Raw genomic sequence first — 24,992 nt, 5'->3', positions numbered from 1 at the left:
GGTTCTATTAAAGAACGTCGATAGCGTTAAGGTCAGCAAATGCTTTCTCAAGACGAGTAACCATAGATACTTGACCAGCACGTAGCCATACGCGTGGATCGTAGTATTTCTTGTTTGGTGCGTCAGGACCAGTTGGGTTACCGATTTGACCTTGTAGGTAGTCGTGGTTCTCAGCTTCGAACTGACGGATACCATCCCAACATGCCCACTGAGTATCAGTATCGATGTTCATTTTGATAACACCGTAGCCGATTGACTCTTGGATTTCAGCTTCAGTAGAACCTGAACCACCGTGGAATACGAAGTTTAGAGAGTTAGCTGGTAGGCCAAACTTCTCAGAAACGTACGCTTGAGAATCACGTAGGATAGTTGGAGTTAGAACAACGTTACCTGGCTTGTAAACACCGTGTACGTTACCGAAAGATGCAGCGATAGTGAAACGTGGGCTAACAGCGTTTAGTTTCTCGTATGCGTATGCAACGTCTTCTGGAGAAGTGTAAAGCTCAGATGCGTCCATGTGAGAGTTATCAACGCCGTCTTCTTCACCACCAGTACAACCTAGTTCGATTTCTAGTGTCATGTTCATCTTAGCCATACGCTCTAGGTACTTAGCTGAGATTTCGATGTTCTCTTCTAGTGACTCTTCAGAAAGGTCGATCATGTGAGAAGAGAATAGAGGCTTACCAGTTTGAGCGAAGAACTCTTCACCTGCGTCTAGTAGACCGTCGATCCAAGGAAGTAGCTTCTTAGCAGCGTGGTCAGTGTGAAGAATTACAGGCACACCGTAAGACTCAGCTACAGCGTGAACGTATTTAGCACCAGCGATAGCGCCAAGGATTTGTGGACCTTGACCTTCTAGTTTAAGACCTTTACCAGCGAAGAATGCAGCACCGCCGTTAGAGAACTGAACGATTACTGGAGACTTAACTTTAGCAGCTGCTTCAAGTACTGCGTTAACAGAGTCTGTACCGATACAGTTAACTGCAGGTAGAGCGAAGTTGTTTTCTTTAGCTACAGCAAAAACTTTCTGTACGTCGTCGCCAGAAATAACACCAGGTTTTACAAAATCAAAGATCTTAGACATAACAATAGTCCTATTATTTACTTTGTTGTCTGTGAAAAAAATTCTTATGCAAACGTTTGCGATAGCTACGTATTTTACTTAAACAATCGTGCTATCACAAACATTTAAACGTGGAAGAATGGCTATATTTCAGAATAAATCAGACTTCCACGCGAAATAAATTATGCTTTAGCGCGCGTCTCTAGCATTTCAACTGCAGGAAGTTTCTTGCCTTCAACGAACTCAAGGAACGCACCGCCGCCAGTAGAGATGTAAGATACTTTATCTTTAATGCCGTACTTGTCGATAGCCGCTAGTGTGTCACCACCACCAGCTACAGAGAAGCCTGCAGATTCTGCGATTGCGTTCGCAACAACTTCAGTACCTTTACCGAATTGCTCGATTTCGAAAACGCCTACAGGGCCGTTCCAAAGGATTGTTTTTGCGTTCATGATGATGTCAGCAAGTGCTTGAGCTGAATCAGGACCGATATCTAGTACCATGTCGTCTGCAGCGATGTCTGATGCAGATTTGATTGTTGCTTCAGCTGACTCAGAGAACTCTTTCGCACATACAACATCAGTTGCTACTGGAATGTTAGTGCCTGCCATTAGCTCTTTAGCTGTTGGGATTAGGTCTGCTTCGTATAGAGACTTACCTACATCGTTACCTTCAGCAGCGATGAATGTGTTAGCAATACCACCACCAACAACGATTTGGTCAGCAATCTTAGATAGTGACTCAAGAACAGTTAGCTTAGTAGATACTTTAGAACCACCAACGATAGCAACCATTGGGCGAGCTGGGTTGTCCATTGCTTTGCCTAGTGCTTCAAGCTCACCAGCAAGTAGAGGACCAGCACATGCTACTGGTGCAAACATACCTACACCGTAAGTCGATGCTTGTGCACGGTGAGCCGTACCGAATGCATCCATTACGAATACGTCACAAAGTGCAGCGTATTTCTTAGATAGTTCGTCTTCGTTTTTCTTCTCGCCCTTGTTGAAACGTACGTTTTCAAGAACAACAAGCTCACCAGCGTTTAGCTCAAGACCGTCTAGGTAATCTTTCGCTAGTTTAACGTCGCAGTCTAGTGCGTCGTTTAAGTAGTTAACTACAGGCTGTAGAGAGAATTCTTCTGCGTATTCGCCTTCCGTTGGACGACCTAGGTGAGAAGTAACCATTACTTTAGCGCCAGCTTCTAGGCAACGCTTAATTGTAGGAAGAGATGCAATGATACGTGCATCAGAAGTTACTTTACCATCTTTTACTGGCACGTTTAGGTCAGCACGAATAAATACACGCTTACCAGCTAGGTCCAGATCAGTCATCTTGATTACAGACATGTTTTGTCCTCTCAACATTATTAAAAATAAAAGTTCATAAAATTGACAGCCCGGCGTTGTCAATGTTCAACGCCAAACCCAGTAATTCTTACTATTTTACTTTTCAGCATCCGTGTTTTCGGTTGCATGCATTGCTAACGCTGTATCCAACATGCGATTAGCAAAGCCCCATTCATTATCACACCACACCAACAACTTAATTAAATGCTGGTTGCTTACCCTTGTTTGGCTACCATCGACAATCGCACTATGGGGGTCATGATTGAAGTCGATTGATACTAAAGGTGCTTCTGTGTAATCCACAATACCACTTAATGTACAACGAGACGCATTTTTTAATGATTGATTTATGTCATTAACTTTCACATTTGTTTTAACTGTGACACTCAAATCCATAGCAGTGACATTAATTGTGGGCACCCTCACAGAAATGGCCTCAAATTTGTCAGAAAACTTCGGAAATATACGACCGATTCCAAGATGTAGTTTGGTATCTACAGGAATAATAGACTGGCTTGCAGCGCGAGTTCGGCGTAAATCGGAGTGATAGGCGTCAATCACTTGTTGATCATTCATCGCGGAATGAATCGTCGTGATGGTTCCAGATTCAATACCAAAGTTGTCATCAAGCACTTTGATAATAGGAACGATACAGTTAGTTGTACAAGAGCCGTTGGAGACAATGCGGTGTTGGGATGTTAATTGCTGGTGATTGACACCATAAATAACAGTGCAGTCGATATCTTTGCTAGCAGGATGGGAAAATAACACTTTTTTAGCGCCTGACGCGATATGCGCCAAACCGTCATCACGAGAACCATATTTACCGGTACAATCTAAAACAATATCAACGTCAAGGTCGTGCCAAGGCAGTAATTTTAGATCGGGTTGATGGAGAATACGGATTTGATCTTGATGCCCATTTTCGTGAGCAATAAAAAGGTGCTCCTGGTCATGACTGACAGGATTGCGGAAACGTCCATGGCTAGAATCGAACTGAAGTAAGTGCGCCATTGCTTCTGGCTCAGCTAACTCGTTAACTGCCACGACGTTAATGTGATGATATTTGTCGCTTTCGTACAATGCGCGAAGCACACTGCGACCAATGCGACCGAATCCATTTATTGCGACTTTTAGTGTCATATCCGTGCTACAAAAATACTAAGCGGTATTAGTGTATACCAAGCTAGATAGAGAATCACCATAATTGTGACTTCTCTCACCAAGCACCATTTAAAATCAATATAATCAACTAGATAAACTCAAAAAAACCGCCAATTACAGCCTATTACGTCCCCCAAAACATTACTTTTATCACACTATTCGACGCAATTTTTTGAAGGAAAAAGTCGCTATTTACTGATCACTCGTCTTTTTCTATAAATTTCAAACCACGGGTCACCTGTACAATTTATATTCATCCGCTCCTAGTTCTTCGCCTGTTTCTAATGAGTAAATGAAATATAAATCACGATAAATAAGAGGTGCCTATGTCTAAAGTAAAAGTCATTGTCGGTGGATGCGCCCTCGTCACGGCATTCTATTTACTGTCCGTCTATTGGTCTTTTGAACCTGACACGTTTAATCCTGACAGTTACGCAGCAGAACAAGCAAAAGAAAGCCAACAACCGTTGACCACAGGTTACGAAACAACGACTACCCTGATCCACATTTCTGAATTACTTATTAATAAGCAAGGTGGATTTTTAACTAATGACAAACTGCCGCCAAGTTTGCTGATGGATAACATGCCTGCTTGGGAAATGGGTGTGTTAAATCAAGTGAGAGATATGGCTCTCACTTTAAAAGACAATCTCAGCCGTCCACAAAACGAAAGCCATGTCGATTCTGATTTACAACAAGCGCAACCAGCATTGAACATCAACAGTCACAGCTGGAATTTCCCGAGTGCTGAGTCTGAGTACCAAAATGCAATAGAGTCACTGACTCGGTATAGAGATCGTTTATCGTCGTCGAAACACCCTGCTCAGTTCTATGCTCGCGATGACAACTTAGTAGCTTGGCTAGAAGTGGTACAAAAACGTTTAGGTACAATTTCACAAGATCTAGGCTCATCTGTAGGTGAACCACAATTGCTCATGGACACAAATAAAGATAACGGTGAAGTTTCACTCGACACACCGAAAACGAGCTGGCTTAAGATTGATAATGTTTTTTATGAGTCACGAGGTTCTACTTGGGCGATATTACTGCTAATGAAAGCAATGAAGCATGACTTTGAGCCATTGCTAGAAGAGGAAAAAGCGACGGTCATGATTAATCAAATCATTCGTGAGCTAGAAGCAACTCAAGAAACGGTATGGAGCCCAATGATTTTAAATGGCATGGGATTTGGCTTATTACCCAACCACTCTTTGATCATGGCAAATTACGTTTCACGTGCTCAAGCAGGTACAGTTGATCTCATTAATTTATTAGAGAAAAGATAACCTTAAGTAATACAAAGGCTTTGACGGCCTTTGTATTACAAGTGTTCGTATCGTCATATTGCTTGTCATAAGATATATAGTGTCTGTTTACCGTTATTTTCTTATAAAAAACTTTATACCCAAGCAACCTCAAGATGCCGTGTTCAGCGAGACGACATTAGTTCTCAGGCGCGGCAACGATTCGAAGATATAGTGGTTCTACATTGAGAATCGTTAACAAAGTCTGAGAGCTAAGGACGCTCGCCCTTTGGGAGCGTGTCACTGAGCCGACTTCTTGCGTCAAACAACTTGGAAAGAGCTCGCTATTCCGCTTCGTTGTCTTCCTTGAATTCAACTCAGTGACTTCGCTCTGAATCAGGCATATTGAAGTCGCTTGGGTATATATAGTCACAATTATTGAATCACCAATATATAAATCTAATCATTTAAAAATGGCAATGTTATTTATAACCATTATTTTTCAATGAGTTAAATAAAAAAGAAAACACAAAGTTTATATCTATTTTTTGAAATACCTTGGATAAAAGAAAACCTTAGTATCCGTATTGTTGATTTAATCTGTATGAAATGTATTATAGACGTCTAGACGGAAGTAGCTCTATACATGTAAACGTACATACAGCTATATAACTGCGTTATAAACGCGACCGTGCGACTAAATTCAAAGATAAGTGAGACTACCGATGGCAAAACATTTATTCACTTCTGAGTCGGTATCAGAAGGTCATCCAGATAAAATTGCAGATCAGATTTCAGATGCAGTATTGGATGCAATTATTGAACAAGATCCTAAAGCGCGCGTAGCTTGTGAAACTTACGTAAAGACCTGCATGGTAATGGTTGGTGGTGAGATCACAACGTCAGCTTGGGTAGACATTGAAGAGCTAACGCGTGAAACAGTGCGTGAAATTGGCTACGTTCATTCAGATATGGGCTTTGATGCTAACTCTTGTGCAGTAATGAATACCATCGGTAAACAGTCTCCAGATATCAACCAAGGTGTTGATAAAACAGATCCTAAAGAGCAAGGTGCTGGTGACCAAGGTATTATGTTCGGTTACGCAACTAACGAAACTGAAGTATTCATGCCTGCGCCAATCACTTACTCTCACCGTTTAGTTCAACGCCAAGCGGAAGTTCGTAAGAACGGCACACTACCTTGGTTACGCCCTGATGCAAAATCTCAGGTAACGTTCGCTTATGATCAAGGTAAGATCGTGGGTATTGATGCAGTTGTACTTTCAACTCAGCACAGCGATTCAATCTCAACGCCAGATCTACGTGAAGCGGTAATGGAAGAGATCATCAAGCTGGTACTTCCTGCTGAGTGGTTAAACAAAGAGACAAAATTCTTCATTAACCCAACCGGTCGTTTCGTTATCGGTGGTCCAATGGGTGACTGTGGTCTAACAGGTCGTAAGATCATCGTTGATACCTACGGCGGTGCAGCACGTCACGGTGGTGGTGCTTTCTCTGGTAAAGATCCATCAAAAGTTGACCGCTCTGCAGCATACGCAGCACGCTATGTAGCGAAAAACATCGTTGCAGCAGGCATGGCTGATCGTTGTGAAATCCAACTTTCTTACGCTATCGGTGTTGCCGATCCAACATCTATCATGGTGGAAACATTTGGTACTGAAAAAGTAGCACATGAGATCATCATTGAAGCAGTACGTCAGCACTTCGACCTACGTCCATACGGCCTACAAGAAATGCTAGATCTTCTACAGCCTATCTATAAGAAGACAGCAGCTTACGGTCACTTTGGTCGTGAAGAATTCCCTTGGGAAAAAACAGACAAAGTGGCTGCACTTCGCGATTTCGCAAACATTAAGTAATACACTTAATACTGCACAAAAAAGGACGCTCAAGCGTCCTTTTTTATTGCCTGTGTTCTGACGCTCTTAAGGTAAAACGCCAGAATTTTCGACTCTCGCCAGTCCTTTTTGTTCGGTGTATAGTGCAGCTCAATATAGTAAAGAACGAATAACAATGAATTCACTGCAACAACAAGTTATCGAGCGTGTCGAGCATGCTATTAAAACCGCGAATCAGCGCCTTAATAAACGGTTAAAAATGCCAACCGTCACTTTCACCCAACGTGGAAAAATTGCTGGTAGTGCACGACTACAAAGCTGGGAAGTACGCTTTAATCCTATTTTATTAAAAGAAAACACCGATGCTTTTCTCAATGAGGTAGTTCCACATGAAGTGGCACATTTAATTGTGTTTAAACTGTTTGGACGAGTAAAACCGCACGGCAGAGAATGGCAATTGATCATGCGAGAAGTGTTTCAAGTTGCACCTAGAACCACTCATAGCTTTGATGTCAGCTCTGTTACTGGTGATACTTATCTTTATAAGTGTAGCTGTAGCGAATACCCATTAACCATCCGTCGCCATAACCGTATTTTGCGTGGTCAAGCCACCTATCACTGTCGTCGATGTCGTGAAGTCTTAGTTTATTCGCCTCAATAAAGCAGCTATTTATTTCTAAACCTTCTGCTAAATAATAATAAGATAGTTACAAATATTTGCGACACACTTCTCAAAGAGAAAAATATCAGTAAGCTAGTGATACGATACTTTTCTATTGAGCACTCTGATGAAGCGTGTATTTACCAGTTTAGCCATTGCGCTGTTATTTCCTGCTGTCGCGCAGGCAACCCCTTATCATGCCAATCCTTTAGGCAACAACAGCAACGACTCTTTCAGCAAAGCAAAAAAAATTATGCAGAAAGAGATCTATATTGCGCCCCAAGATATGAAGACCATTTATTGTGGTGCTGATTTTAACAATCAAAAATATGTAACGTTACCTTCAGGGTTTAGCACTGAAGTCTATAAAAAGCGTGTTAAACGTTGGGAAGCGGAGCACGTCGTGCCTGCGGAAAACTTTGGTCGCGCATTTAGTGAATGGCGTGAAGGTGCAGCCGTTTGTGTCGATAGCAAAGGGAAAGCATTTAAAGGTCGTAAATGTGCCGAAAAAGCGAATAAAGAATATCGCTTTATGCAATCCGATCTTTACAACTTATATCCAGCAGTCGGTGCTGTAAACGCGGCGCGTCAGAACTACAACTTCGTTATGCTACCGAGTACCAGCAGTAAAAATTACCGTTCTTTCGGTAGCTGCGACATGATCATCGATAAAAAAGATCATGATGCTCAACCACCAGAGCGCGCGCGCGGTGTGATTGCCCGTACTTATATGTACTTTGAAGCGGTCTACCCTAAATACAAGATGAGTAAACAACAACGCCGATTAATGGATGCTTGGGATAAGCAATACCCAGTGACCAAATGGGAATGTCAACGTGCTGCTAAGATTGAAAAAATCCAAGGTAACGTTAACCCTATTCTTGCGAGCCGTTGTTCATAACAACATCTTTTACTTAAGCGCACTTTAACGTTCAAAAACGCGTTATGTGTAAATAACGCGTTTTATTTCACCTCGAATAATTGGCGAACAGAGCATCCATGTTAAGATTCGTCATTACTCTTTTTTTATTGCATAGATGACCGCATTATGAGAATTCCACGTATTTATCATCCAGAATCTTTACCTTCTCAAGGCAAGGTAATGCTCAGTGACGATGCTGCTAACCACGTTGGCCGCGTTATGCGTATGCAAGCAGGTCAAGAACTTCTGATGTTCGATGGCAGTGATGCAGAGTTTCCTGCTGTGATCACTAACGCCAGCAAAAAAAGCGTTGAAGTTGAAATTCAATCTCGTGTGGAGCATAGCGTTGAGTCACCACTGAATATCCATTTAGGTCAGGTGATTTCACGTGGTGATAAAATGGAATTCACCATTCAAAAATCAGTGGAATTAGGTGTAAGCACCATTACCCCACTGATTTCTGAACGTTGTGGCGTTAAATTAAATGCAGAGCGTTTTGAAAAGAAACTCGACCAATGGCAAAAGATCGCCATTGCTGCCTGTGAGCAATGTGGTCGTAACGTTGTGCCAACCATTCGCCCAGTGATGAAACTGGAACAATGGTGTGCTGAGGAATATGATGGATTAAAGCTTAACTTACATCCTCGCGCTAAATATTCCATTAATACCCTGCCTACACCTGTGACTAATGTACGTTTACTGATTGGTCCTGAAGGCGGTTTATCAGCTGAAGAAATCGGCATGACGGAAAAATATAAATTTGATGAAATTTTGCTGGGCCCTCGTGTACTTCGTACTGAAACCACAGCAATGACAGCCATCACCGCACTACAAGTACGTTTTGGTGATTTAGGCTAATTAGATTAGGAGAACACAATGATCAAACTGGGTATCGTGATGGACCCTATCGAGTCTATCAATATCAAGAAAGATTCAAGCTTTGCCATGATGTTAGAAGCTCAACATCGTGGTTGGGAAATTCATTACATGGAAATGAATGATCTTTCGTTAGAGCAAGGCAAAGCAATTGCTCGTACTCGTGTGGTAACAGTACAACAAGATCCTGAACACTGGTTTGATTTCCACAGCGAACAAGAGATTGAATTATCAGATCTTGATGCTGTGCTAATGCGTAAAGATCCTCCGTTTGATACTGAGTACATCTACGCGACTTACATCCTTGAGCGTGCAGAAGATAACGGTGCGCTGATCGTTAATAAGCCACAAAGCTTACGTGACTGTAATGAAAAACTATTCACTGCATGGTTCCCAGAGCTAACGCCAACCACTATCGTGACGCGTCGCGCAGAGAAACTAAAAGCGTTCCACCAAGAGCACGGTGATGTGATCTTAAAGCCACTAGATGGCATGGGCGGCTCTTCAATTTTCCGCGTAATGAAAGGCGATCCTAACGTTTCAGTGATCATCGAAACCCTAACTAACATGGGTCAAAACTACTGTATGGCACAAACCTTCGTGCCTGATATTAGTAATGGTGATAAACGAATTTTAGTGGTAGATGGCGAACCAATGCCTTACTGCTTAGCACGTATTCCTGCCAAAGGTGAAACTCGCGGTAACCTAGCTGCTAGTGGTCGTGGTGAAGCTCGCCCTATTAGCGAAACAGATCGTAAGATCGCAGAAACAGTTGCACCCGTACTAAAAGAAAAAGGTCTGATTTTCGTTGGCCTTGATGTCATTGGCGATAAGCTTACTGAAATCAACGTAACCAGCCCTACCTGTATTCGTGAAATTGAAGCTGCGTTTGATATTTCAATTACAGGCAAATTAATGGATGCGATCGAGCGCCGAGTAAACGCGAAGTAATATCGCTTTACCGACAATCATCAGCCATACTCAAAACAAGAATGCAGCGGCCATGTCGCTGCTTTTTTGCTTATCAGCAACGTATTATCCCTTGCTGGTTTGTACTAAATTCTGGTGTTGTACATGAATCTAACCAACCACTTTTTAGTGTCCATGCCCACTATGCAAGATCCTCAATTTAAGCAAAGTGTTATTTATCTTTGTGAGCATAATGATGAAGGTGCTATGGGGATCATTATCAATCACCCTATCGATATCTCCATCGCTAATATGCTGGAGCAAATTGAAGTCGATAGAACACTCCCGATCGCCGATCCTGTCAGCCTAGAGTCTCCAGTACTTAATGGCGGCCCAGTATCTGAAGATCGTGGTTTTGTACTCCACACCACCAAAGGGCAATACAGCTCAAGCCTACCTGTAAACAGTGAACTGGCCGTCACGACTTCACTCGATATTTTATCTGAGCTAGGTACGACACTGGCACCAGAACAATTTATTGTTGCGCTAGGTTATGCTGGCTGGGATGCGGGTCAATTAGAGCAAGAGTTAGTTGATAATAATTGGCTTACTATTGAAGCTGATGACAACATTATTTTTTCCACACCAGTGGGTGAACGCTGGCATAAAGCCATTGAAAAATTAGGCTTTAACTTAGCAAATCTTTCTTTAGATATAGGTCACGCATGAGTCAATCACGCACAGTTTTAGGCTTTGATTACGGCACCAAAAGTATTGGTGTGGCGATCGGACAAGAACTTACAGGTACAGCAACCCCACTTGCTGCGATTAAAGCCAATGATGGTGTACCCAACTGGGATAACATTGAAAAGCTTTTAAAAGAGTGGCAACCGGATTTAGTGGTTGTAGGCTTACCTTTAGATTTGGAAGGTAAAGAGCTAGAAACCATCACACCACGAGCGAAGAAATTTGCTAACCGCGTGCATGGTAGGTTTGGTTGCCAAGTTGAATTACACGATGAACGCTTAAGCACCGTAGAAGCACGGGCAGAACTGTTTGAGCGTGGCGGTTATCGCTCACTCAGTAAAGGCAATATTGATTCACAATCTGCCGTTGTGATTTTAGAAAGCTGGTTTGAGCGCCAATACGGTTAATCGCAATATCCCCTTCTATTAACGAAAAAGACAAGCATTGCGCTTGTCTTTTTTATTACCGCTTTTTAGATAATGCGTTTAATCCTTGTACAGCTTTTTCTAGATTGATCATCATAAAGGTTAGCAAGATCATCTACAGAGCATTCGATCATCGCGCTATCCCTTATTGTTTCTCGCCTGTACAGCTTGTACAGCTTTTGAACCATTTGAACTCAAAAGCTCCACAAGCTGATCACTTTTCATCATTCAAAGTATTAATAGCTATGATTCAAGTAGTTAACACTTGATCGTTTTTAATACAGCTATTGACCTATCATATGACTAAAGCAAAGTGATCATTATAGGCTTATTACAAATCTAATTTAACGCCGGATAACGAGCTCGCCGTTTTATTGTTTGGATCGCCCATTTTAATCATCAAACGCAGATCATTTGGTGAGTCAGCATGGTGCAGTGCATCTTGCTCTGTGATCTTACCGTCACGGAACAAGGCATAAAGTGATTGGTCAAATGTCACCATGCCCGCTTGGTTTGATTTCGCCATGACATCTTTAATTTCATGTAGCTCACCACGACGGATCAAATCAGCAACACGTGGTGTATTGAGTAATAGCTCATACACACCATGACGACCAATACCATTCGCATCAGGGATCAATTGCTGCGCTAAGATACATTTGAGATTCAATGACAGATCAAATAAGAACTGATCTCGACGCTCTTTAGGTACTAAATGCAAAATACGCTCAAGGGCTTGGTTAGCATTGTTGGCGTGTAGCGTTGCCATACACAAGTGACCTGTTTCAGCAAAGGTCATTGCGTATTCCATGGTTTCACGGGTACGGATCTCACCGATCAAAATCATGTCTGGTGCTTGGCGCAGTGAGTTTTTCAGTGCGACTTCATAACTTTCAGTATCAAGTCCCACTTCACGTTGAGTAATGATGCATTTGTTATGTTCGTGAATAAATTCAATCGGATCTTCTACCGTTAGAATATAGCGACTACGGTTTTGGTTTCGATAGCCCGTCATTGCAGCCATCGACGTCGATTTACCTGAGCCCGTAGCCCCCACCACCAGCACTAAACCACGTTTAGATAGCGCTAAACGCTCCATATCAATAGGTAGGTGAAGATCATGAATATTCGGGATCTTGGTTTCAATTCGACGGATCACCACACCCGGTAATTCACGTTGCCAAAATGCACTTAAACGAAAACGACAACCGTTACGCACGATCGCAAAATTTGCCTCACGACTGGTGACAAATACCTTGCGCTGCTCATCATCCATCGCTTCATCAAACAAGGCATCGACAGCTTCACGATCTAATAACTCACCTAAGTTGTGTAAGTTACCATCGACTTTAAGCAAACAAGGCGAGCCGACCGTGATATATAAATCCGATGCTTTACGCTCAACCATCTGCGCTAAGATGTAATCTAAATTCATTATTTTTCCTACCTATTGCAGCTGTCTAACGCAATTAGAAGCCTCGCTGACTACTATCAACAATACGACGCCCTTCTTCGGCTTCCACTAAACCTTGCGCCACCAGCATCTTGACGCTTTGCTCCATCGTCTGCATGCCCATTGCTGAACCGGTTTGGATCATCGAGTACATTTGCGCGATCTTATCTTCACGGATCAAATTTCGGATCGCAGGGGTTGCCATCATGATTTCATGAGATGCAACACGACCACCTTCGACACGCTTTAATAGGCTTTGAGAAATTACCGCACGCAGTGATTCAGACAACATTGAGCGCACCATCGATTTATCTGCACCTGGGAATACGTCAATAATACGGTCGACTGTTTTCGCCGCCGAGCTGGTGTGTAGCGTACCCAATACTAAGTGACCAGTTTCTGCTGCGGTGAGCGCTAAGCTAATGGTTTCTTGATCACGTAATTCACCAACCAAAATAACGTCTGGATCTTCACGCAGTGCCGAGCGTAATGCATTCTGGAAACCTAACGTATCACGGTGCACTTCACGCTGGTTGATCAAACAACGCTTGCTTTGGTGCACAAATTCGATCGGATCTTCGATAGTCAAAATATGACGGTTATAGTTGCTATTGATATAATCAACCAAGGCAGCAATTGTGGTCGATTTACCTGAACCTGTTGCCCCCGTTACCAGCACTAAGCCACGCTTAAGTTGAGCAATGTCGTAGAACACGTCAGGCACATTTAACGATTCCAATGTCGGAATATGGATTGGGATCGTACGTAATACAGCAGAGCAACCACGAGATTGGTGGAAAGCATTAACCCTGAAGCGACCAATGTCGGGAATTTCAAATGAAAAATCGACTTCTAAGTTTTCTTCATACTCACGACGTTGGGCATCGTTCATAATGTCAAACACTAAGCGATGCACTTCACTATGATCTAACGCTGGCATGCTTAATTTTCTCACATCGCCATCGACACGGATCATGGGAGGAACACCTGCAGAAAGATGTAGATCCGATGCGTTATGCTTTACACTAAAATCCAGTAGTTCGGTGATATCCATAAATTTTCCCCAAGAATCAATTATGACTAGTATCAAACAAAATATTGCAGAGGTCATCCATCAGATCACCTTAGCAACTGAAAAATGCGGCAGGGCTGCAGATTCCGTGCAATTATTGGCGGTAAGTAAAACCAAGCCAGTCGAGGCGATCGAAGAAGCCATCGCCGCAGGCCAGTATGCATTTGGCGAAAACTATGTACAGGAAGGTGTTGATAAGGTAAATCACTTTTCAACCCATAGTGCTAAAAACTTGCTTGTATGGCATTTTATTGGCCCAATTCAATCAAATAAAACGCGCCTAGTTGCTGAGCACTTTGATTGGGTACATTCGATTGATCGAGTGAAAACAGCTAAACGTTTAAGCGATCAACGCCCTGCTAATATGGCACCATTACAAGTATTGTTACAAGTTAACAGTAATGATGAAGAGACCAAATCGGGCGTGTCACTGGCAGAGCTACCTGCACTAGCGGCAGAAATTGCAGCGATGCCAAATATTGAATTGCGTGGCTTGATGTCTATCCCTCAACCAGCAACAGATTTTGATAGCCAATTTGCAACATTTAAAACGCTATCCGATGCACTCGAGCAGTTAAAAACCACATACCCACAAGTTGATACGCTATCAATGGGTATGAGTGATGACATGGAAGCGGCGATTGCAGTCAGTAGCACCATCGTTCGCATTGGTACTGCTATTTTTGGTGCGCGCGATTACAGCCAAAAAGCATAATAAAAAAACACTCGTACTGTTCATTTAAATGACAGCTCAATTAAGGTAAAAAACATTAAGTTTGTACCTATTTATAAGGATTTGACATGGAACAACGCTCAATCGCCTTTATTGGGGCAGGAAATATGGCGCGCTCGATCATCGCAGGTCTTGTCGCCAGTGGTTACGACGCGAAAAAAATCACAGCCACAGCGCCAAGTGATGCGCGCCGTGAACCTTTAGCGCGTGATTTTGGTATTCATACCACCAGCGATAATCTTAATGCAGCAAAAGAAGCAGATGTTGTCGTGCTTGCGGTTAAACCTCAATTAATGGAAGAAGTCTGTCTGCCACTTCAAGACATTAACTTTGATGGCAAGCTGGTGATCTCGATTGCAGCAGGAATTAACTGTCAGCGTCTTTGTGAAATGTTAGGGCAAGATGTTGAATTAGTACGAGTGATGCCAAATACCCCGTCTTTGATTGGTAAAGGGATGAGCGGTTTATACGCTAAACCACAGTTGGCACAGGCTGATCGTGAGTTTGCGACCCAATTACTACAAGCCGTGGGTGAAATTTGCTGGGTAGAAGAAGAATCAGGCATTAATGGCATTATCGCCGCTGCAGGTAGTGCTCCTGCTTATTTCTTCTTATTCATGGAAGCAATGCAACAAGAAGCCATCAAGCAAGGTTTTAACCAAGATACCGCCCGTTTGCTGATCCAGCAAACTGCTCTGGGTGCCGCGGAAATGGTGAAAGCAAATCCAGAAACATCACTTTCAACATTACGTGAGCAAGTCACCTCAAAAGGTGGTACAACAGCAGAAGCTATCAACACATTCAATCAACACCAATTGTCAGATATTGTTGCTAAAGCAATGCAAGCTGCAGTATCTCGCGCAAAAGAAATGGAACAATTGTTTTAAGGTTTATCTATGAATCCATTCGTTTATTTAGTTCAAACCGCCTTTGATTTATACATCATGGTGGTGTTATTACGAGTTTGGTTACAATGGTCACGTGCTGACTTCTATAACCCATTCTCACAATTTATCGTTAAAGCAACCCAGCCAATTGTTGCACCGCTTCGCCGCGTGATCCCATCAATTGGTTCATTAGATATGGCAACTGTATTGTTTGCTTACGTACTCTGTGTTGCCAAGTTCCTCATCATTATTTCCATCAGTAGCGGTGGCGTTATTTTTGAGCCAAGCTTCTTGTTCTTAGGCTTGCTCGCACTATTAAAAGCTGCAGGTAGTCTACTGTTCTGGGTACTACTGATCCGTGCAATCCTAAGTTGGGTGAGCCAAGGCCGTAGCCCAATGGAATACGTAATGTATCAACTTACAGAGCCACTAATGGCACCTGTGCGTCGTATTCTTCCTGCGATGGGCGGCTTAGATTTAAGTATCTTAGTGATCTTCATTGCGCTGCAGTTTGCCAACTACGCAATGGGCTCTGTTGTAGGTAATGTTTGGTACATGCTGTGACAGAAAAAGCGATCCATCAGGATGGTGACGATCTCATCGTTCGACTTTATATCCAACCCAAAGCAAGCCGTGATCAGATCGTTGGTTTGCACGGTGACGAAATTAAAATTGCCATCACAGCCCCGCCTGTCGATGGCAAAGCCAACGCCCATTTAGTGAAATACCTCTCGAAACAATTCAAGGTTGCTAAAGGGCTGATCCATGTCGAAAAAGGCTTACAAGGACGTCACAAGCAAGTACGGATTGAAGCGCCGAAAGCGATACCCAATGAGATCGAAAACCTGATGTAATTTGATCAGCACAACAAAGCGAATATCTAATTTAGGTATTCGCTTTTTTTATGTGGTAACACTTCGCTACAATCAAAATAGCTAGCGGTAAACGCTACACTTAAAGGAAGTATTCAGTGAAATACTGAACAGAAAGGATACAACAATGAAAGCCTTATTTAGCCTACTGTTGCTCGTCTTCAGCCTACCGAGTACTGCTGAGCAACTTAAACGTTTTGGCGATTTAGAAGTGCATTACTCTAGCTTCGCATCAACGTTTTTAACCCCAGACATTGCCAGTCACTATAAAATTCAACGTAGCCGTTATGGCGCACTGATTAATATTTCCGTTTTCGATACCAGCAAAGAAGGTAAACCAGCGGTCTCTGCTCAGTTAACAGGCACAGCAAGTAACATATTAGGTCAACAGAAAACCTTAACCTTTAGAGAAATCAAAGAAGGGAAAGCGATTTATTCTATTGCACAATTTAAGCACACCAACGACGAAACCCTCGATTTTAAGATCAATATTTTCTACAACGGCAAAAAAGAAACCCTAACGTTTAAACAAACCTTCTTTGTCGATAAATAAACAGAACTCGTTTGATCATAGCTACACTCACTAGGCGCATCCGCGCCTTTTTTATTGGCTAAACAACCGCTATTATAGCCGCCATTATTTAGAGAGCTTGACGATCAAAAGGCATCAAAATGAGTAAACTTGTACTAGCAACAGGCAACCAAGGCAAAGTAAAAGAAATGGCCGATTTACTGGCTGATTTTGGTTTTGATGTGGTCGCTCAAAGTGATTATAACGTCTCTTCCGTGGCAGAAACGGGCACAACATTTATCGAAAATGCCATCATCAAAGCCCGTCACGCGGCAAAAGAAACCGGTCTTCCTGCCATTGCGGATGATTCAGGTTTAGAAGTGGATTTTCTTAAAGGTGCACCGGGTATTTACTCAGCACGCTTTGCAGGTGAAGACGCATCTGATGCAGACAACATTGATAAGCTATTAGCTGAAATGAAAGACGTACCAGAAGATCAACGCACGGCACGTTTTCATTGTGTACTTGTGATGATGCGCCACGAAAATGATCCAACACCTCTGGTTTGTCACGGCTCTTGGGAAGGCAGCATTTTAACTGAACGTCATGGCGAAAACGGTTTTGGTTACGATCCCGTATTCTGGGTACCAGAAGATCAATGTGCATCTGCAGAGCTTGCTCCTGCTCGTAAAAAACAACTATCACACCGTGGTAAAGCCCTACAGCAACTATTTAGCGCACTAAAGGCACAATAAATGTTGGTACCTCCACCGCTCAGCTTATATGTTCACATTCCTTGGTGTGTGCAGAAATGCCCTTACTGCGATTTCAACTCACACGCACTAAAGACAGAACTCCCTGAGCTCGATTACATTGATGCGTTAATTGACGATCTTGAAACCGATCTCAGCGCTTATCAATTAGTAAACGGTGTACGTCCACTGCACTCTATTTTTATTGGTGGCGGCACCCTAAGCCTGATCTCACCAAGCGAAATTGGTCGTTTATTAACAGCTATTGAGCAGCGCATTCCCTTTAGTGATGACATTGAAATCACTATGGAAGCCAATCCCGGCACAGTGGAAGCGGGACGTTTTGATGCCTATCGCCAAGCAGGTGTAAACCGTATTTCAATTGGTATTCAAAGCTTTCAAAATGAAAAACTTGAACGTCTTGGCCGTATTCATGGCGCAGATGAAGCGATTCGTGCTGCTGGGCTTGCAAAGGATGCGGGATTAAACAGCTTTAATGTCGATCTTATGCATGGTCTACCAGATCAAAGTGTTGAAGATGCGATCAGCGATCTAAAGCAAGCGATCGCACTCGATCCACCTCATCTATCTTGGTATCAACTGACGATTGAGCCTAATACTTTGTATTACTCAAAGCCACCCACGCTACCTGACGATGACGATCTTTGGGATATTTTTGAGCAAGGTCATCAACTACTTACAGAAGCAGGTTATCAACAGTACGAAATTTCTGGCTATAGCAAGCCAGGAAAACAATGCCAGCATAACCTGAACTACTGGCGTTTTGGTGATTACTTAGGGATTGGTTGTGGAGCTCACGGTAAGATCAGTTTTGAAGACGGTCGTATTATCCGCACAGTTAAAGTCAAACATCCTCGTGGGTATTTACAGGCTGATAAACCTTACCTGACACAAGAAACCAATGTGGCTGACTGTGAGCGTCCTTTTGAGTTCTTTATGAACCGTTTTCGCTTGCTAGAAGCCTGTCCAAAACAAGACTACCCAACTCGTACGGGCTTACCGCTATCAAGTATTGAGCCAGCCATTGATTGGGCAATTTCGCAAAATTACCTGCAAGATACTGGCGAGCAATGGCAAATTACCGAGCACGGTAAACTGTTCCTTAATGATTTATTAGCCGCTTTTGTCGAAGATGACGACGAATAACAGCCAATAAAAAAGCGAGCATTGAGTGATTACTCATGCTCGCTTTTTCTTTTCAAACGCTGACTAATTTAATGTTACGCTACGCCAATTTTTTAGTGCTGGGATCGCATCTTGTAGGCGTTGTTCTTGTTCTATTCGTAGCGAAACAAATTCACAAACTTGCTTATCAATACGCTGAGAGTGCGATAACAAATAAGGCAGATCATTATCTAAAATCTCATAGTAATCAGATAATAGCTCAGTTTGCTTGGAGCTGAGTTCAATTTTATGAACATCAAAGTACATCTGCCCATTGGCATCAATACTAAATTCTCGCTCTCCTTGCACTAAGGTTAATCGCCCTTCATTTAAACTCAGTGAGTTATGCCACTGTGGATCACATTCACTGGCAAATACAGCAGAACTGATAAACCCAAAAGCTGCAAGTAAAGCACCTTGTATCGATGTTCTTAATCCGTAAATACATTTATTCATTAACATACGATCCTCCCCTAATGTGAGCATCGCAACATCAACTATACGTACTCACTAAAAAATAGAACGTCCAATACGCTCTGATAATTTTTCTAACGCTGCAGTCCCTGCAACAGAATTACCGGATTGATCAAGCTCTGGCGACCAAACAGCGATCGTCATTTCACCCGGTACAATCGCAACAATGCCCCCACCGACACCAGATTTACCTGGCATACCTACACGGTAAGCAAATTCACCTGCGCCATCGTACAAACCACAAGTCGCAAGCAATGCATTTATATGCTTACTTTTAGTCTGGCTGATAATTCTTTTTTTCGCGCCTAAAGGAAGCCCTTTATTTGCTAAATAACTAAACGTTCTCGCTAAATCCACACAGCTCATCTTAAGCGCACAGTAGCTAAAATAGTTAGTTAGCACAGGCATGACTTCATTTTCAAAGTTGCCAAATGAGCGCATCAAATAAGCAATAGAAGCATTACGATCGCTATGTTGCATTTCAGAGCTTGCCACCACTTTGTCGTAAACAATGTTAGGGTTGCAAGAAAGCTCTCTTACTAACTCTAGCATCCGATATTGTGGTGCACATAAGCGACTGTGTAGCATGTCTGAGACAACAATCGCACCAGGGTTAATAAACGGGTTACGTGGAATACCTTTTTCTAATTCAAGCTGGATCATTGAGTTAAAGGCTTGACCCGACGGCTCTTTACCAACACGAGACCATAACTCATCTGGCTCATATAACGTCATAGCTAATGTCAGCGAAAGCACCTTGGAGATCGATTGAATAGAAAAACCTTCTTCACTGTCACCAGCTTGAATAATTTCACCATCGTTGTAACACACAGCAATACCCAATTTATTAGCAGGTACGCTGGCTAGAGCAGGAATGTAATCAGCAACTTTTCCCTGACCAATCAATGGTCTCACTTCTTCTAACACTTCATTTAGCAATGCAGCAGTTGGCTTCATTTCTCTTTTCTCCAAGGGCAAAAAAGCCAACACTAGGTTGGCTTTTTAATTAATTCTCTACAGCGTAATAGGATCAAATATACGATCTCTTCGCTAATAGTGCTGAATGGTGATTACTCAGTACGCGCGTACTTCATATCCCAAACGCCGTGACCTAAACGGTGACCACGTGCTTCAAACTTGGTTAGTGGACGATCTTCTGGACGATCAATGTAAGGACCATCTGTTGCCGTGTTACGGTAACCAGGTGCTGCATCCATTACTTCAACCATATGTTCTGCGTAATTTTCCCAGTCTGTTGCCATATGGAAAATACCACCAATTTTAAGCTTCTTACGTAGCATTTCAGCAAACTCAGGCTGAACGATACGACGCTTATGGTGACGCGCTTTGTGCCAAGGATCTGGGAAGAATAACTGCACTGTATCTAGGCTACCGTCTGGGATCATGTGTTCAAACACTTCCACACCGTCGTGACACATTACACGTAGGTTAGTTAAACCAGCTTCTTCTGCACCCATTAGACACGCACCAACACCAGGGCTATGCACTTCGATACCGATGAAGTTTTTCTCAGGGGCATTTTTAGCCATTTCAACTAATGATGCGCCCATACCAAAACCGATTTCAAGAACTACTGGCGCTTCACGGTTGTATACTTCTTTCCAGTCCAGCATTTGCTTGGCGAAATCAATACCCATAGTTGGCCAGTTGTTTTCCATCGCATTTTCTTGGCCTTTAGTTAAACGGCCTTCACGACGAACAAAGCTACGGATCTTACGAACCAGCTTGCCATCTTCGGTAAATTCAGTCAGGGTCACTTCGCCTGACTTCTTTGAAACTTCGCTCATGCTAACTATCCAAACAAAAAAGAAACGGAACGGCATTATCCAAAGTTATAGACTCAATTCAAGTCTATCGATTGCGACAATAGCCAGTTTATGGTGCAATCTTGTCCAAAATAGACAATAAATAACGCTGCACCTCCGCTTGCAGTATAAGTGATTGCACTGGCGGACACCAATTTTCACCTCGCAGCAAAAATAACAAAATCGTTGCTTGTCATTAAACAAAGTATCGAATCTCTTCGTACAGCGAGTGACAAATAACAACACATTGTAAAGTGAGCACAACATTGAGTACGTCATTTTCCGATGCCATCTTAGCGTGGTACGACAAATTCGGCCGTAAAACCCTACCTTGGCAACAAAATAAAACCCCATACAAAGTTTGGCTGTCTGAAATCATGCTGCAACAAACTCAAGTTGCCACCGTGATCCCCTACTTTGAGCGCTTTATGGAACGCTTCCCAACGGTGCAAGACTTGGCAGCCGCCGAACAAGATGAAGTGCTACACCTATGGACAGGACTGGGCTACTACGCTCGTGCCCGTAACTTACACAAAGCGGCAAAAATGATCGTCAGCGATCATAACGGTGTTTTCCCAACCGATATCGATCAAGTACAAGCCCTACCGGGGATTGGGCGATCAACTGCAGGAGCGGTGTTATCGCTATCCTTAGGTCAACATCACCCAATCTTAGATGGGAACGTTAAACGTACACTTTCACGTTGTTATGCAGTGGAAGGTTGGCCTGGTAAGAAACCTGTAGAAAATAACTTATGGGAGATTGCTGAAACCAACACACCAGCAGATGGGGTTGAGCGTTATAACCAAGCTATGATGGACATGGGGGCGATGATCTGTACTCGCAGTAAACCCAAGTGTGAGTTATGCCCAGTAAGCAACCAATGTCTCGCTTTAGCCCAACAACGGCAAATGGATTTTCCTGGCAAAAAACCGAAAAAGACCATGCCAGAAAAGCAAACATGGTTCGCTATCTTGCAACATGGCAACAAGGTTTGGTTAGAGCAACGTCCACAAGTGGGAATTTGGGGCGGCTTATGGTGCTTTCCACAACACGATAGTGATGATCTAGCACCACTGCTAGAAAAGCAGCTCGGTCAGCAGCAAAATTTGATCAAAAATAATCAGCAGTTAACCGCATTTCGCCACACATTTAGCCATTATCACCTTGATATTGTCCCTATGCTGTATGAGTTATCTGCCGAGCCTAACGTCATTAATGACAATGCTGGGCAATGGTATGATCTCGAAAATCCGGCAAAAGTCGGTTTAGCTGCACCCGTGCAAAAAATATTAGAAAGCTTGGCATACCAGTTAGTAAACGGAAAATAGCCCTAATTTTTAGCGGTTTTATTCCCGTCAGTGGCGCTAGATGCCCGTCACTGACTCTGGTATAACTATCAATTAATCACTCATTTTCGCTGAGCGTGAAATTCAGCGAGCAAAAGTAAGGAATATTTCATGAGTCGTACTGTTTTTTGTGCTCGACTAAAACAAGAAGCTGAAGGTTTAGATTTTCAACTATACCCAGGTGAACTAGGCCAACGTATTTTTGACAATATTTCTAAGCAAGCATGGGCTGAATGGCAAGGTAAGCAAACCATGTTAATCAACGAGAAAAAGTTGAACATGATGAACCCAGAACACCGCCAATTGCTTGAAGCTGAAATGGTGAAGTTTTTATTTGAAGGTCAAGACGTGGTAATCGACGGTTACACACCGCCAGAAAAATAAAAATTCGTTATCGAGATTTCATCAACAATCGACTTTAAATTGATGAAATCTCACAAATGAATATCAAAACAACATCACAACGAACAAAAAGACAACAAACAACTACATTTATCATTTTTTCTTGAAAAAAGTGTTGACGAAAAGGCTTAAAACCCTTTTAATAGCGCCCCGTTGCCTCGATAGCTCAGTCGGTAGAGCAGAGGATTGAAAATCCTCGTGTCGGTGGTTCGATTCCGCCTCGAGGCACCATCACTTCCCTTTCGAAGTTTGGTGCAAGCAACCACAATCTGTTCCTCCTTAGTTCAGTCGGTAGAACGGCGGACTGTTAATCCGTATGTCGCTGGTTCAAGTCCAGCAGGAGGAGCCACTATTTAGTTTCTTGGCTCATTGAGCGGAGAAATAAAAAAGAATATAGTGTGCCGACTTAGCTCAGTAGGTAGAGCAACTGACTTGTAATCAGTAGGTCACCAGTTCGACTCCGGTAGTCGGCACCATTTATTCTCTTACTTCGGTAAGAAATGCAAAACATCGATTAACTTCGTGTTTTTGCCTCGATAGCTCAGTCGGTAGAGCAGAGGATTGAAAATCCTCGTGTCGGTGGTTCGATTCCGCCTCGAGGCACCATATTCATCTCGCTTGATTTAATCGAGTAAGATAAAAGTACAATTCCTCCTTAGTTCAGTCGGTAGAACGGCGGACTGTTAATCCGTATGTCGCTGGTTCAAGTCCAGCAGGAGGAGCCAAATAAAGTGTGCCGACTTAGCTCAGTAGGTAGAGCAACTGACTTGTAATCAGTAGGTCACCAGTTCGACTCCGGTAGTCGGCACCATTTATTTTCTTACTTAGGTAAGAATGCAAAAGTAGAGACTTAACCATCGCTACTTCTGCCTCGATAGCTCAGTCGGTAGAGCAGAGGATTGAAAATCCTCGTGTCGGTGGTTCGATTCCGCCTCGAGGCACCATATTCATCTTACTTGATTTTATCAAGTAAGATAAAAAGTACGATTCCTCCTTAGTTCAGTCGGTAGAACGGCGGACTGTTAATCCGTATGTCGCTGGTTCAAGTCCAGCAGGAGGAGCCAGTTAAGAAACCTTGTCGCAAGACAAGGTTTTTTTTCGCCTGTAATTTGGCGTAATCAATACGTTCAGTCATATTTCTTCCACTCACATCTCTTTAGTTCTCACTCCCCTCTCTAGCTTCGCCTCTTTTTATCTTTCTGCTTTGTGCTTATTTCTCATTTTTATGCCATATTTTTCTCTTAAACAGGTGAAAACATCCCAAACTTAAGCTTCATAAATTCCTTATATTTATTCTCTTTTTCAGCCATAACATCACTGTAACCCTTAATAAAAGCTCACTTTTCAAACAAACGGGATAAAAAAGACAAGGTTGATAATTATTTGAAAAAAAAGCATTGACGAAAAGAGCGAAAACCTTTTTAATGCGCTCCGTTGCCTCGATAGCTCAGTCGGTAGAGCAGAGGATTGAAAATCCTCGTGTCGGTGGTTCGATTCCGCCTCGAGGCACCATCACTTCCCTTTCGAAGTTTGGTGCAAGCAACCACAATCTGTTCCTCCTTAGTTCAGTCGGTAGAACGGCGGACTGTTAATCCGTATGTCGCTGGTTCAAGTCCAGCAGGAGGAGCCACTATTTAGTTTCTTGGCTCATTGAGCGGAGAAATAAAAAAGAATATAGTGTGCCGACTTAGCTCAGTAGGTAGAGCAACTGACTTGTAATCAGTAGGTCACCAGTTCGACTCCGGTAGTCGGCACCATTTATTCTCTTACTTCGGTAAGAAATGCAAAACAACGATTAATTTCGTATTTTTGCCTCGATAGCTCAGTCGGTAGAGCAGAGGATTGAAAATCCTCGTGTCGGTGGTTCGATTCCGCCTCGAGGCACCATATTCATCTCACTTGATTTAATCGAGTAAGATAAAAAGTACAATTCCTCCTTAGTTCAGTCGGTAGAACGGCGGACTGTTAATCCGTATGTCGCTGGTTCAAGTCCAGCAGGAGGAGCCAAATAAAGTGTGCCGACTTAGCTCAGTAGGTAGAGCAACTGACTTGTAATCAGTAGGTCACCAGTTCGACTCCGGTAGTCGGCACCATTTATTTTCTTACTCACGTAAGAATGCAAAAGTAGAGACTTAACCATCACTACTTCTGCCTCGATAGCTCAGTCGGTAGAGCAGAGGATTGAAAATCCTCGTGTCGGTGGTTCGATTCCGCCTCGAGGCACCATATTAAAAAGTAACGTTATTGACGTTATGACAAA

At 42.8% G+C, this 24,992-nt stretch carries 25 protein-coding genes and 15 tRNA genes; 32 read left to right on the top strand and 8 right to left on the bottom strand.

Annotated features, from left to right (window positions below; all coding sequences use genetic code 11):
- Positions 1 to 7: 7 nt before the first annotated feature.
- From fbaA to epd, 3 genes are all read right to left on the bottom strand, one after another.
- Positions 8 to 1,084, bottom strand: coding sequence for a class II fructose-bisphosphate aldolase (fbaA, locus tag Q7674_RS09190; RefSeq protein ID WP_008987975.1), 1,077 nt, complete (start codon positions 1,082 to 1,084; stop codon positions 8 to 10).
- Positions 1,085 to 1,245: 161 nt separating this feature from the next.
- Complete coding sequence (locus tag Q7674_RS09185) at positions 1,246 to 2,409, bottom strand: phosphoglycerate kinase (protein WP_045064331.1); 1,164 nt, start codon at positions 2,407 to 2,409, stop codon at positions 1,246 to 1,248.
- Between the two features lie 96 nt (positions 2,410 to 2,505).
- Entirely contained in the window at positions 2,506 to 3,552 is a 1,047-nt protein-coding gene (gene epd / locus Q7674_RS09180; RefSeq protein ID WP_045064329.1) for an erythrose-4-phosphate dehydrogenase, read from the bottom strand.
- 347 nt (positions 3,553 to 3,899) lie between these two features.
- On the opposite strand from epd, the gene Q7674_RS09175 reads away from it, so the two are divergent.
- From Q7674_RS09175 to ruvX, 8 genes are all read left to right on the top strand, one after another.
- The gene (locus Q7674_RS09175; protein WP_045064327.1) at positions 3,900 to 4,859 is read left to right on the top strand and encodes a DUF2333 family protein; all 960 of its coding nucleotides are present in this window, start codon (positions 3,900 to 3,902) and stop codon (positions 4,857 to 4,859) included.
- A 683-nt stretch (positions 4,860 to 5,542) separates the two neighbouring features.
- Complete coding sequence (metK, locus tag Q7674_RS09170; RefSeq protein ID WP_305423598.1) at positions 5,543 to 6,697, top strand: methionine adenosyltransferase; 1,155 nt, start codon at positions 5,543 to 5,545, stop codon at positions 6,695 to 6,697.
- 154 nt (positions 6,698 to 6,851) lie between these two features.
- Positions 6,852 to 7,337 carry a SprT family zinc-dependent metalloprotease gene (locus Q7674_RS09165; RefSeq protein ID WP_045064326.1) on the top strand — a complete coding sequence of 162 codons (486 nt, stop codon included), beginning with the start codon at positions 6,852 to 6,854 and terminating at the stop codon, positions 7,335 to 7,337.
- Positions 7,338 to 7,464: 127 nt separating this feature from the next.
- Complete coding sequence (locus Q7674_RS09160; RefSeq protein WP_008987969.1) at positions 7,465 to 8,238, top strand: endonuclease; 774 nt, start codon at positions 7,465 to 7,467, stop codon at positions 8,236 to 8,238.
- A 147-nt stretch (positions 8,239 to 8,385) separates the two neighbouring features.
- Positions 8,386 to 9,117 (top strand): 16S rRNA (uracil(1498)-N(3))-methyltransferase, encoded by a 732-nt coding sequence (rsmE, locus tag Q7674_RS09155; protein ID WP_045064323.1) that lies wholly within the window; start codon positions 8,386 to 8,388, stop codon positions 9,115 to 9,117.
- Between the two features lie 18 nt (positions 9,118 to 9,135).
- Complete coding sequence (gene gshB / locus Q7674_RS09150; RefSeq protein ID WP_305423596.1) at positions 9,136 to 10,086, top strand: glutathione synthase; 951 nt, start codon at positions 9,136 to 9,138, stop codon at positions 10,084 to 10,086.
- Between the two features lie 123 nt (positions 10,087 to 10,209).
- On the top strand, positions 10,210 to 10,773 hold the full coding sequence (locus tag Q7674_RS09145) for a YqgE/AlgH family protein (RefSeq protein WP_305423594.1): 564 nt from the start codon (positions 10,210 to 10,212) through the stop codon (positions 10,771 to 10,773).
- Positions 10,770 to 11,198, top strand: coding sequence for a Holliday junction resolvase RuvX (gene ruvX, locus Q7674_RS09140; protein WP_023933568.1), 429 nt, complete (start codon positions 10,770 to 10,772; stop codon positions 11,196 to 11,198). The genes Q7674_RS09145 and ruvX overlap by 4 nt, the downstream gene beginning before the upstream one ends.
- Positions 11,199 to 11,547: 349 nt before the next feature.
- On the opposite strand, the gene Q7674_RS09135 is transcribed toward ruvX, so the two are convergent.
- Positions 11,548 to 12,651, bottom strand: a complete 1,104-nt coding sequence (locus tag Q7674_RS09135; RefSeq protein WP_305423592.1) for a PilT/PilU family type 4a pilus ATPase — start codon at positions 12,649 to 12,651, stop codon at positions 11,548 to 11,550.
- Between the two features lie 34 nt (positions 12,652 to 12,685).
- A complete protein-coding gene (locus tag Q7674_RS09130; protein ID WP_008987964.1) occupies positions 12,686 to 13,723 on the bottom strand; it encodes a type IV pilus twitching motility protein PilT in 1,038 nt (345 codons plus the stop codon).
- Between the two features lie 22 nt (positions 13,724 to 13,745).
- Here Q7674_RS09130 and Q7674_RS09125 point away from each other — a divergent pair, with 22 nt between their 5' ends.
- The 7 genes from Q7674_RS09125 (at position 13,746) to hemW (ending at position 18,663) form a co-directional block, all read left to right on the top strand.
- A complete protein-coding gene (locus Q7674_RS09125) occupies positions 13,746 to 14,456 on the top strand; it encodes a YggS family pyridoxal phosphate-dependent enzyme (RefSeq protein WP_305423590.1) in 711 nt (236 codons plus the stop codon).
- An 86-nt stretch (positions 14,457 to 14,542) separates the two neighbouring features.
- A complete protein-coding gene (proC, locus tag Q7674_RS09120) occupies positions 14,543 to 15,361 on the top strand; it encodes a pyrroline-5-carboxylate reductase (RefSeq protein ID WP_045064319.1) in 819 nt (272 codons plus the stop codon).
- 9 nt (positions 15,362 to 15,370) lie between these two features.
- Positions 15,371 to 15,925, top strand: a complete 555-nt coding sequence (locus Q7674_RS09115; RefSeq protein ID WP_008987961.1) for a YggT family protein — start codon at positions 15,371 to 15,373, stop codon at positions 15,923 to 15,925.
- The gene (gene yggU / locus Q7674_RS09110; protein WP_023933571.1) at positions 15,922 to 16,215 is read left to right on the top strand and encodes a DUF167 family protein YggU; all 294 of its coding nucleotides are present in this window, start codon (positions 15,922 to 15,924) and stop codon (positions 16,213 to 16,215) included. The genes Q7674_RS09115 and yggU overlap by 4 nt, the downstream gene beginning before the upstream one ends.
- Positions 16,216 to 16,360: 145 nt before the next feature.
- A complete protein-coding gene (locus tag Q7674_RS09105) occupies positions 16,361 to 16,786 on the top strand; it encodes a DUF4426 domain-containing protein (RefSeq protein ID WP_045064317.1) in 426 nt (141 codons plus the stop codon).
- Between the two features lie 119 nt (positions 16,787 to 16,905).
- Positions 16,906 to 17,499: an XTP/dITP diphosphatase gene (locus Q7674_RS09100; protein WP_045064316.1), complete on the top strand. Its 594-nt coding sequence runs from the start codon at positions 16,906 to 16,908 to the stop codon at positions 17,497 to 17,499.
- A complete protein-coding gene (gene hemW / locus Q7674_RS09095) occupies positions 17,500 to 18,663 on the top strand; it encodes a radical SAM family heme chaperone HemW (RefSeq protein WP_305423587.1) in 1,164 nt (387 codons plus the stop codon).
- A gap of 63 nt (positions 18,664 to 18,726) precedes the next feature.
- Here hemW and Q7674_RS09090 read toward each other — a convergent pair whose 3' ends face one another.
- The 3 genes from Q7674_RS09090 to trmB form a co-directional block, all read right to left on the bottom strand.
- Complete coding sequence (locus Q7674_RS09090) at positions 18,727 to 19,143, bottom strand: YggN family protein (RefSeq protein ID WP_045064312.1); 417 nt, start codon at positions 19,141 to 19,143, stop codon at positions 18,727 to 18,729.
- Positions 19,144 to 19,191: 48 nt separating this feature from the next.
- Positions 19,192 to 20,112 carry a glutaminase B gene (gene glsB, locus Q7674_RS09085; protein ID WP_008987955.1) on the bottom strand — a complete coding sequence of 307 codons (921 nt, stop codon included), beginning with the start codon at positions 20,110 to 20,112 and terminating at the stop codon, positions 19,192 to 19,194.
- Between the two features lie 113 nt (positions 20,113 to 20,225).
- Positions 20,226 to 20,963: a tRNA (guanosine(46)-N7)-methyltransferase TrmB gene (gene trmB, locus Q7674_RS09080; RefSeq protein ID WP_008987954.1), complete on the bottom strand. Its 738-nt coding sequence runs from the start codon at positions 20,961 to 20,963 to the stop codon at positions 20,226 to 20,228.
- Between the two features lie 284 nt (positions 20,964 to 21,247).
- On the opposite strand from trmB, the gene mutY reads away from it, so the two are divergent.
- The 17 genes from mutY to Q7674_RS08995 all read left to right on the top strand — a co-directional run bounded on the left by mutY (position 21,248) and on the right by Q7674_RS08995 (position 24,958).
- On the top strand, positions 21,248 to 22,312 hold the full coding sequence (gene mutY / locus Q7674_RS09075) for an A/G-specific adenine glycosylase (protein ID WP_045064310.1): 1,065 nt from the start codon (positions 21,248 to 21,250) through the stop codon (positions 22,310 to 22,312).
- Positions 22,313 to 22,441: 129 nt separating this feature from the next.
- Positions 22,442 to 22,714: an oxidative damage protection protein gene (locus Q7674_RS09070; protein ID WP_008987952.1), complete on the top strand. Its 273-nt coding sequence runs from the start codon at positions 22,442 to 22,444 to the stop codon at positions 22,712 to 22,714.
- Between the two features lie 173 nt (positions 22,715 to 22,887).
- Positions 22,888 to 22,963, top strand: a tRNA-Phe gene (locus Q7674_RS09065).
- A gap of 42 nt (positions 22,964 to 23,005) precedes the next feature.
- A tRNA-Asn gene (locus tag Q7674_RS09060) sits at positions 23,006 to 23,081 on the top strand.
- 51 nt (positions 23,082 to 23,132) lie between these two features.
- Positions 23,133 to 23,208: transfer RNA gene (locus Q7674_RS09055), tRNA-Thr, on the top strand.
- A 54-nt stretch (positions 23,209 to 23,262) separates the two neighbouring features.
- A tRNA-Phe gene (locus Q7674_RS09050) sits at positions 23,263 to 23,338 on the top strand.
- 43 nt (positions 23,339 to 23,381) lie between these two features.
- A tRNA-Asn gene (locus tag Q7674_RS09045) sits at positions 23,382 to 23,457 on the top strand.
- 10 nt (positions 23,458 to 23,467) lie between these two features.
- Positions 23,468 to 23,543 (top strand) — tRNA-Thr (locus Q7674_RS09040).
- 57 nt (positions 23,544 to 23,600) lie between these two features.
- Positions 23,601 to 23,676, top strand: a tRNA-Phe gene (locus Q7674_RS09035).
- Positions 23,677 to 23,720: 44 nt separating this feature from the next.
- A tRNA-Asn gene (locus Q7674_RS09030) sits at positions 23,721 to 23,796 on the top strand.
- Positions 23,797 to 24,168: 372 nt separating this feature from the next.
- Positions 24,169 to 24,244, top strand: a tRNA-Phe gene (locus Q7674_RS09025).
- A 42-nt stretch (positions 24,245 to 24,286) separates the two neighbouring features.
- Positions 24,287 to 24,362 (top strand) — tRNA-Asn (locus Q7674_RS09020).
- 51 nt (positions 24,363 to 24,413) lie between these two features.
- A tRNA-Thr gene (locus Q7674_RS09015) sits at positions 24,414 to 24,489 on the top strand.
- A gap of 54 nt (positions 24,490 to 24,543) precedes the next feature.
- Positions 24,544 to 24,619 (top strand) — tRNA-Phe (locus tag Q7674_RS09010).
- A 44-nt stretch (positions 24,620 to 24,663) separates the two neighbouring features.
- Positions 24,664 to 24,739 (top strand) — tRNA-Asn (locus Q7674_RS09005).
- A 10-nt stretch (positions 24,740 to 24,749) separates the two neighbouring features.
- Positions 24,750 to 24,825: transfer RNA gene (locus Q7674_RS09000), tRNA-Thr, on the top strand.
- Positions 24,826 to 24,882: 57 nt separating this feature from the next.
- Positions 24,883 to 24,958: transfer RNA gene (locus Q7674_RS08995), tRNA-Phe, on the top strand.
- Positions 24,959 to 24,992: the final 34 nt, after the last annotated feature.

Source organism: Photobacterium leiognathi (assembly GCF_030685535.1).
GTDB lineage: Bacteria > Pseudomonadota > Gammaproteobacteria > Enterobacterales > Vibrionaceae > Photobacterium > Photobacterium leiognathi.
This window is presented reverse-complemented; position numbering and strand designations above follow the sequence as displayed.

Bases quoted from the DNA above. Each gene is read 5' to 3' on its own strand.
- trmB (WP_008987954.1), bottom strand. From the start codon at position 20,963: ATGAGCGAAGTTTCAAAGAAGTCAGGCGAAGTGACCCTGACTGAATTT.
- Q7674_RS09125 (WP_305423590.1), top strand. From the start codon at position 13,746: ATGACTAGTATCAAACAAAATATTGCAGAGGTCATCCATCAGATCACC.
- ruvX (WP_023933568.1), top strand. From the start codon at position 10,770: ATGAGTCAATCACGCACAGTTTTAGGCTTTGATTACGGCACCAAAAGT.
- Q7674_RS09135 (WP_305423592.1), bottom strand. From the start codon at position 12,651: ATGAATTTAGATTACATCTTAGCGCAGATGGTTGAGCGTAAAGCATCG.
- Q7674_RS09090 (WP_045064312.1), bottom strand. From the start codon at position 19,143: ATGTTAATGAATAAATGTATTTACGGATTAAGAACATCGATACAAGGT.
- Q7674_RS09145 (WP_305423594.1), top strand. From the start codon at position 10,210: ATGAATCTAACCAACCACTTTTTAGTGTCCATGCCCACTATGCAAGAT.
- rsmE (WP_045064323.1), top strand. From the start codon at position 8,386: ATGAGAATTCCACGTATTTATCATCCAGAATCTTTACCTTCTCAAGGC.
- glsB (WP_008987955.1), bottom strand. From the start codon at position 20,112: ATGAAGCCAACTGCTGCATTGCTAAATGAAGTGTTAGAAGAAGTGAGA.
- epd (WP_045064329.1), bottom strand. From the start codon at position 3,552: ATGACACTAAAAGTCGCAATAAATGGATTCGGTCGCATTGGTCGCAGT.
- metK (WP_305423598.1), top strand. From the start codon at position 5,543: ATGGCAAAACATTTATTCACTTCTGAGTCGGTATCAGAAGGTCATCCA.
- fbaA (WP_008987975.1), bottom strand. From the start codon at position 1,084: ATGTCTAAGATCTTTGATTTTGTAAAACCTGGTGTTATTTCTGGCGAC.
- proC (WP_045064319.1), top strand. From the start codon at position 14,543: ATGGAACAACGCTCAATCGCCTTTATTGGGGCAGGAAATATGGCGCGC.
- hemW (WP_305423587.1), top strand. From the start codon at position 17,500: ATGTTGGTACCTCCACCGCTCAGCTTATATGTTCACATTCCTTGGTGT.
- Q7674_RS09070 (WP_008987952.1), top strand. From the start codon at position 22,442: ATGAGTCGTACTGTTTTTTGTGCTCGACTAAAACAAGAAGCTGAAGGT.
- Q7674_RS09130 (WP_008987964.1), bottom strand. From the start codon at position 13,723: ATGGATATCACCGAACTACTGGATTTTAGTGTAAAGCATAACGCATCG.
- Q7674_RS09105 (WP_045064317.1), top strand. From the start codon at position 16,361: ATGAAAGCCTTATTTAGCCTACTGTTGCTCGTCTTCAGCCTACCGAGT.
- Q7674_RS09175 (WP_045064327.1), top strand. From the start codon at position 3,900: ATGTCTAAAGTAAAAGTCATTGTCGGTGGATGCGCCCTCGTCACGGCA.
- gshB (WP_305423596.1), top strand. From the start codon at position 9,136: ATGATCAAACTGGGTATCGTGATGGACCCTATCGAGTCTATCAATATC.
- Q7674_RS09115 (WP_008987961.1), top strand. From the start codon at position 15,371: ATGAATCCATTCGTTTATTTAGTTCAAACCGCCTTTGATTTATACATC.
- Q7674_RS09165 (WP_045064326.1), top strand. From the start codon at position 6,852: ATGAATTCACTGCAACAACAAGTTATCGAGCGTGTCGAGCATGCTATT.
- Q7674_RS09100 (WP_045064316.1), top strand. From the start codon at position 16,906: ATGAGTAAACTTGTACTAGCAACAGGCAACCAAGGCAAAGTAAAAGAA.
- Q7674_RS09160 (WP_008987969.1), top strand. From the start codon at position 7,465: ATGAAGCGTGTATTTACCAGTTTAGCCATTGCGCTGTTATTTCCTGCT.
- Q7674_RS09185 (WP_045064331.1), bottom strand. From the start codon at position 2,409: ATGTCTGTAATCAAGATGACTGATCTGGACCTAGCTGGTAAGCGTGTA.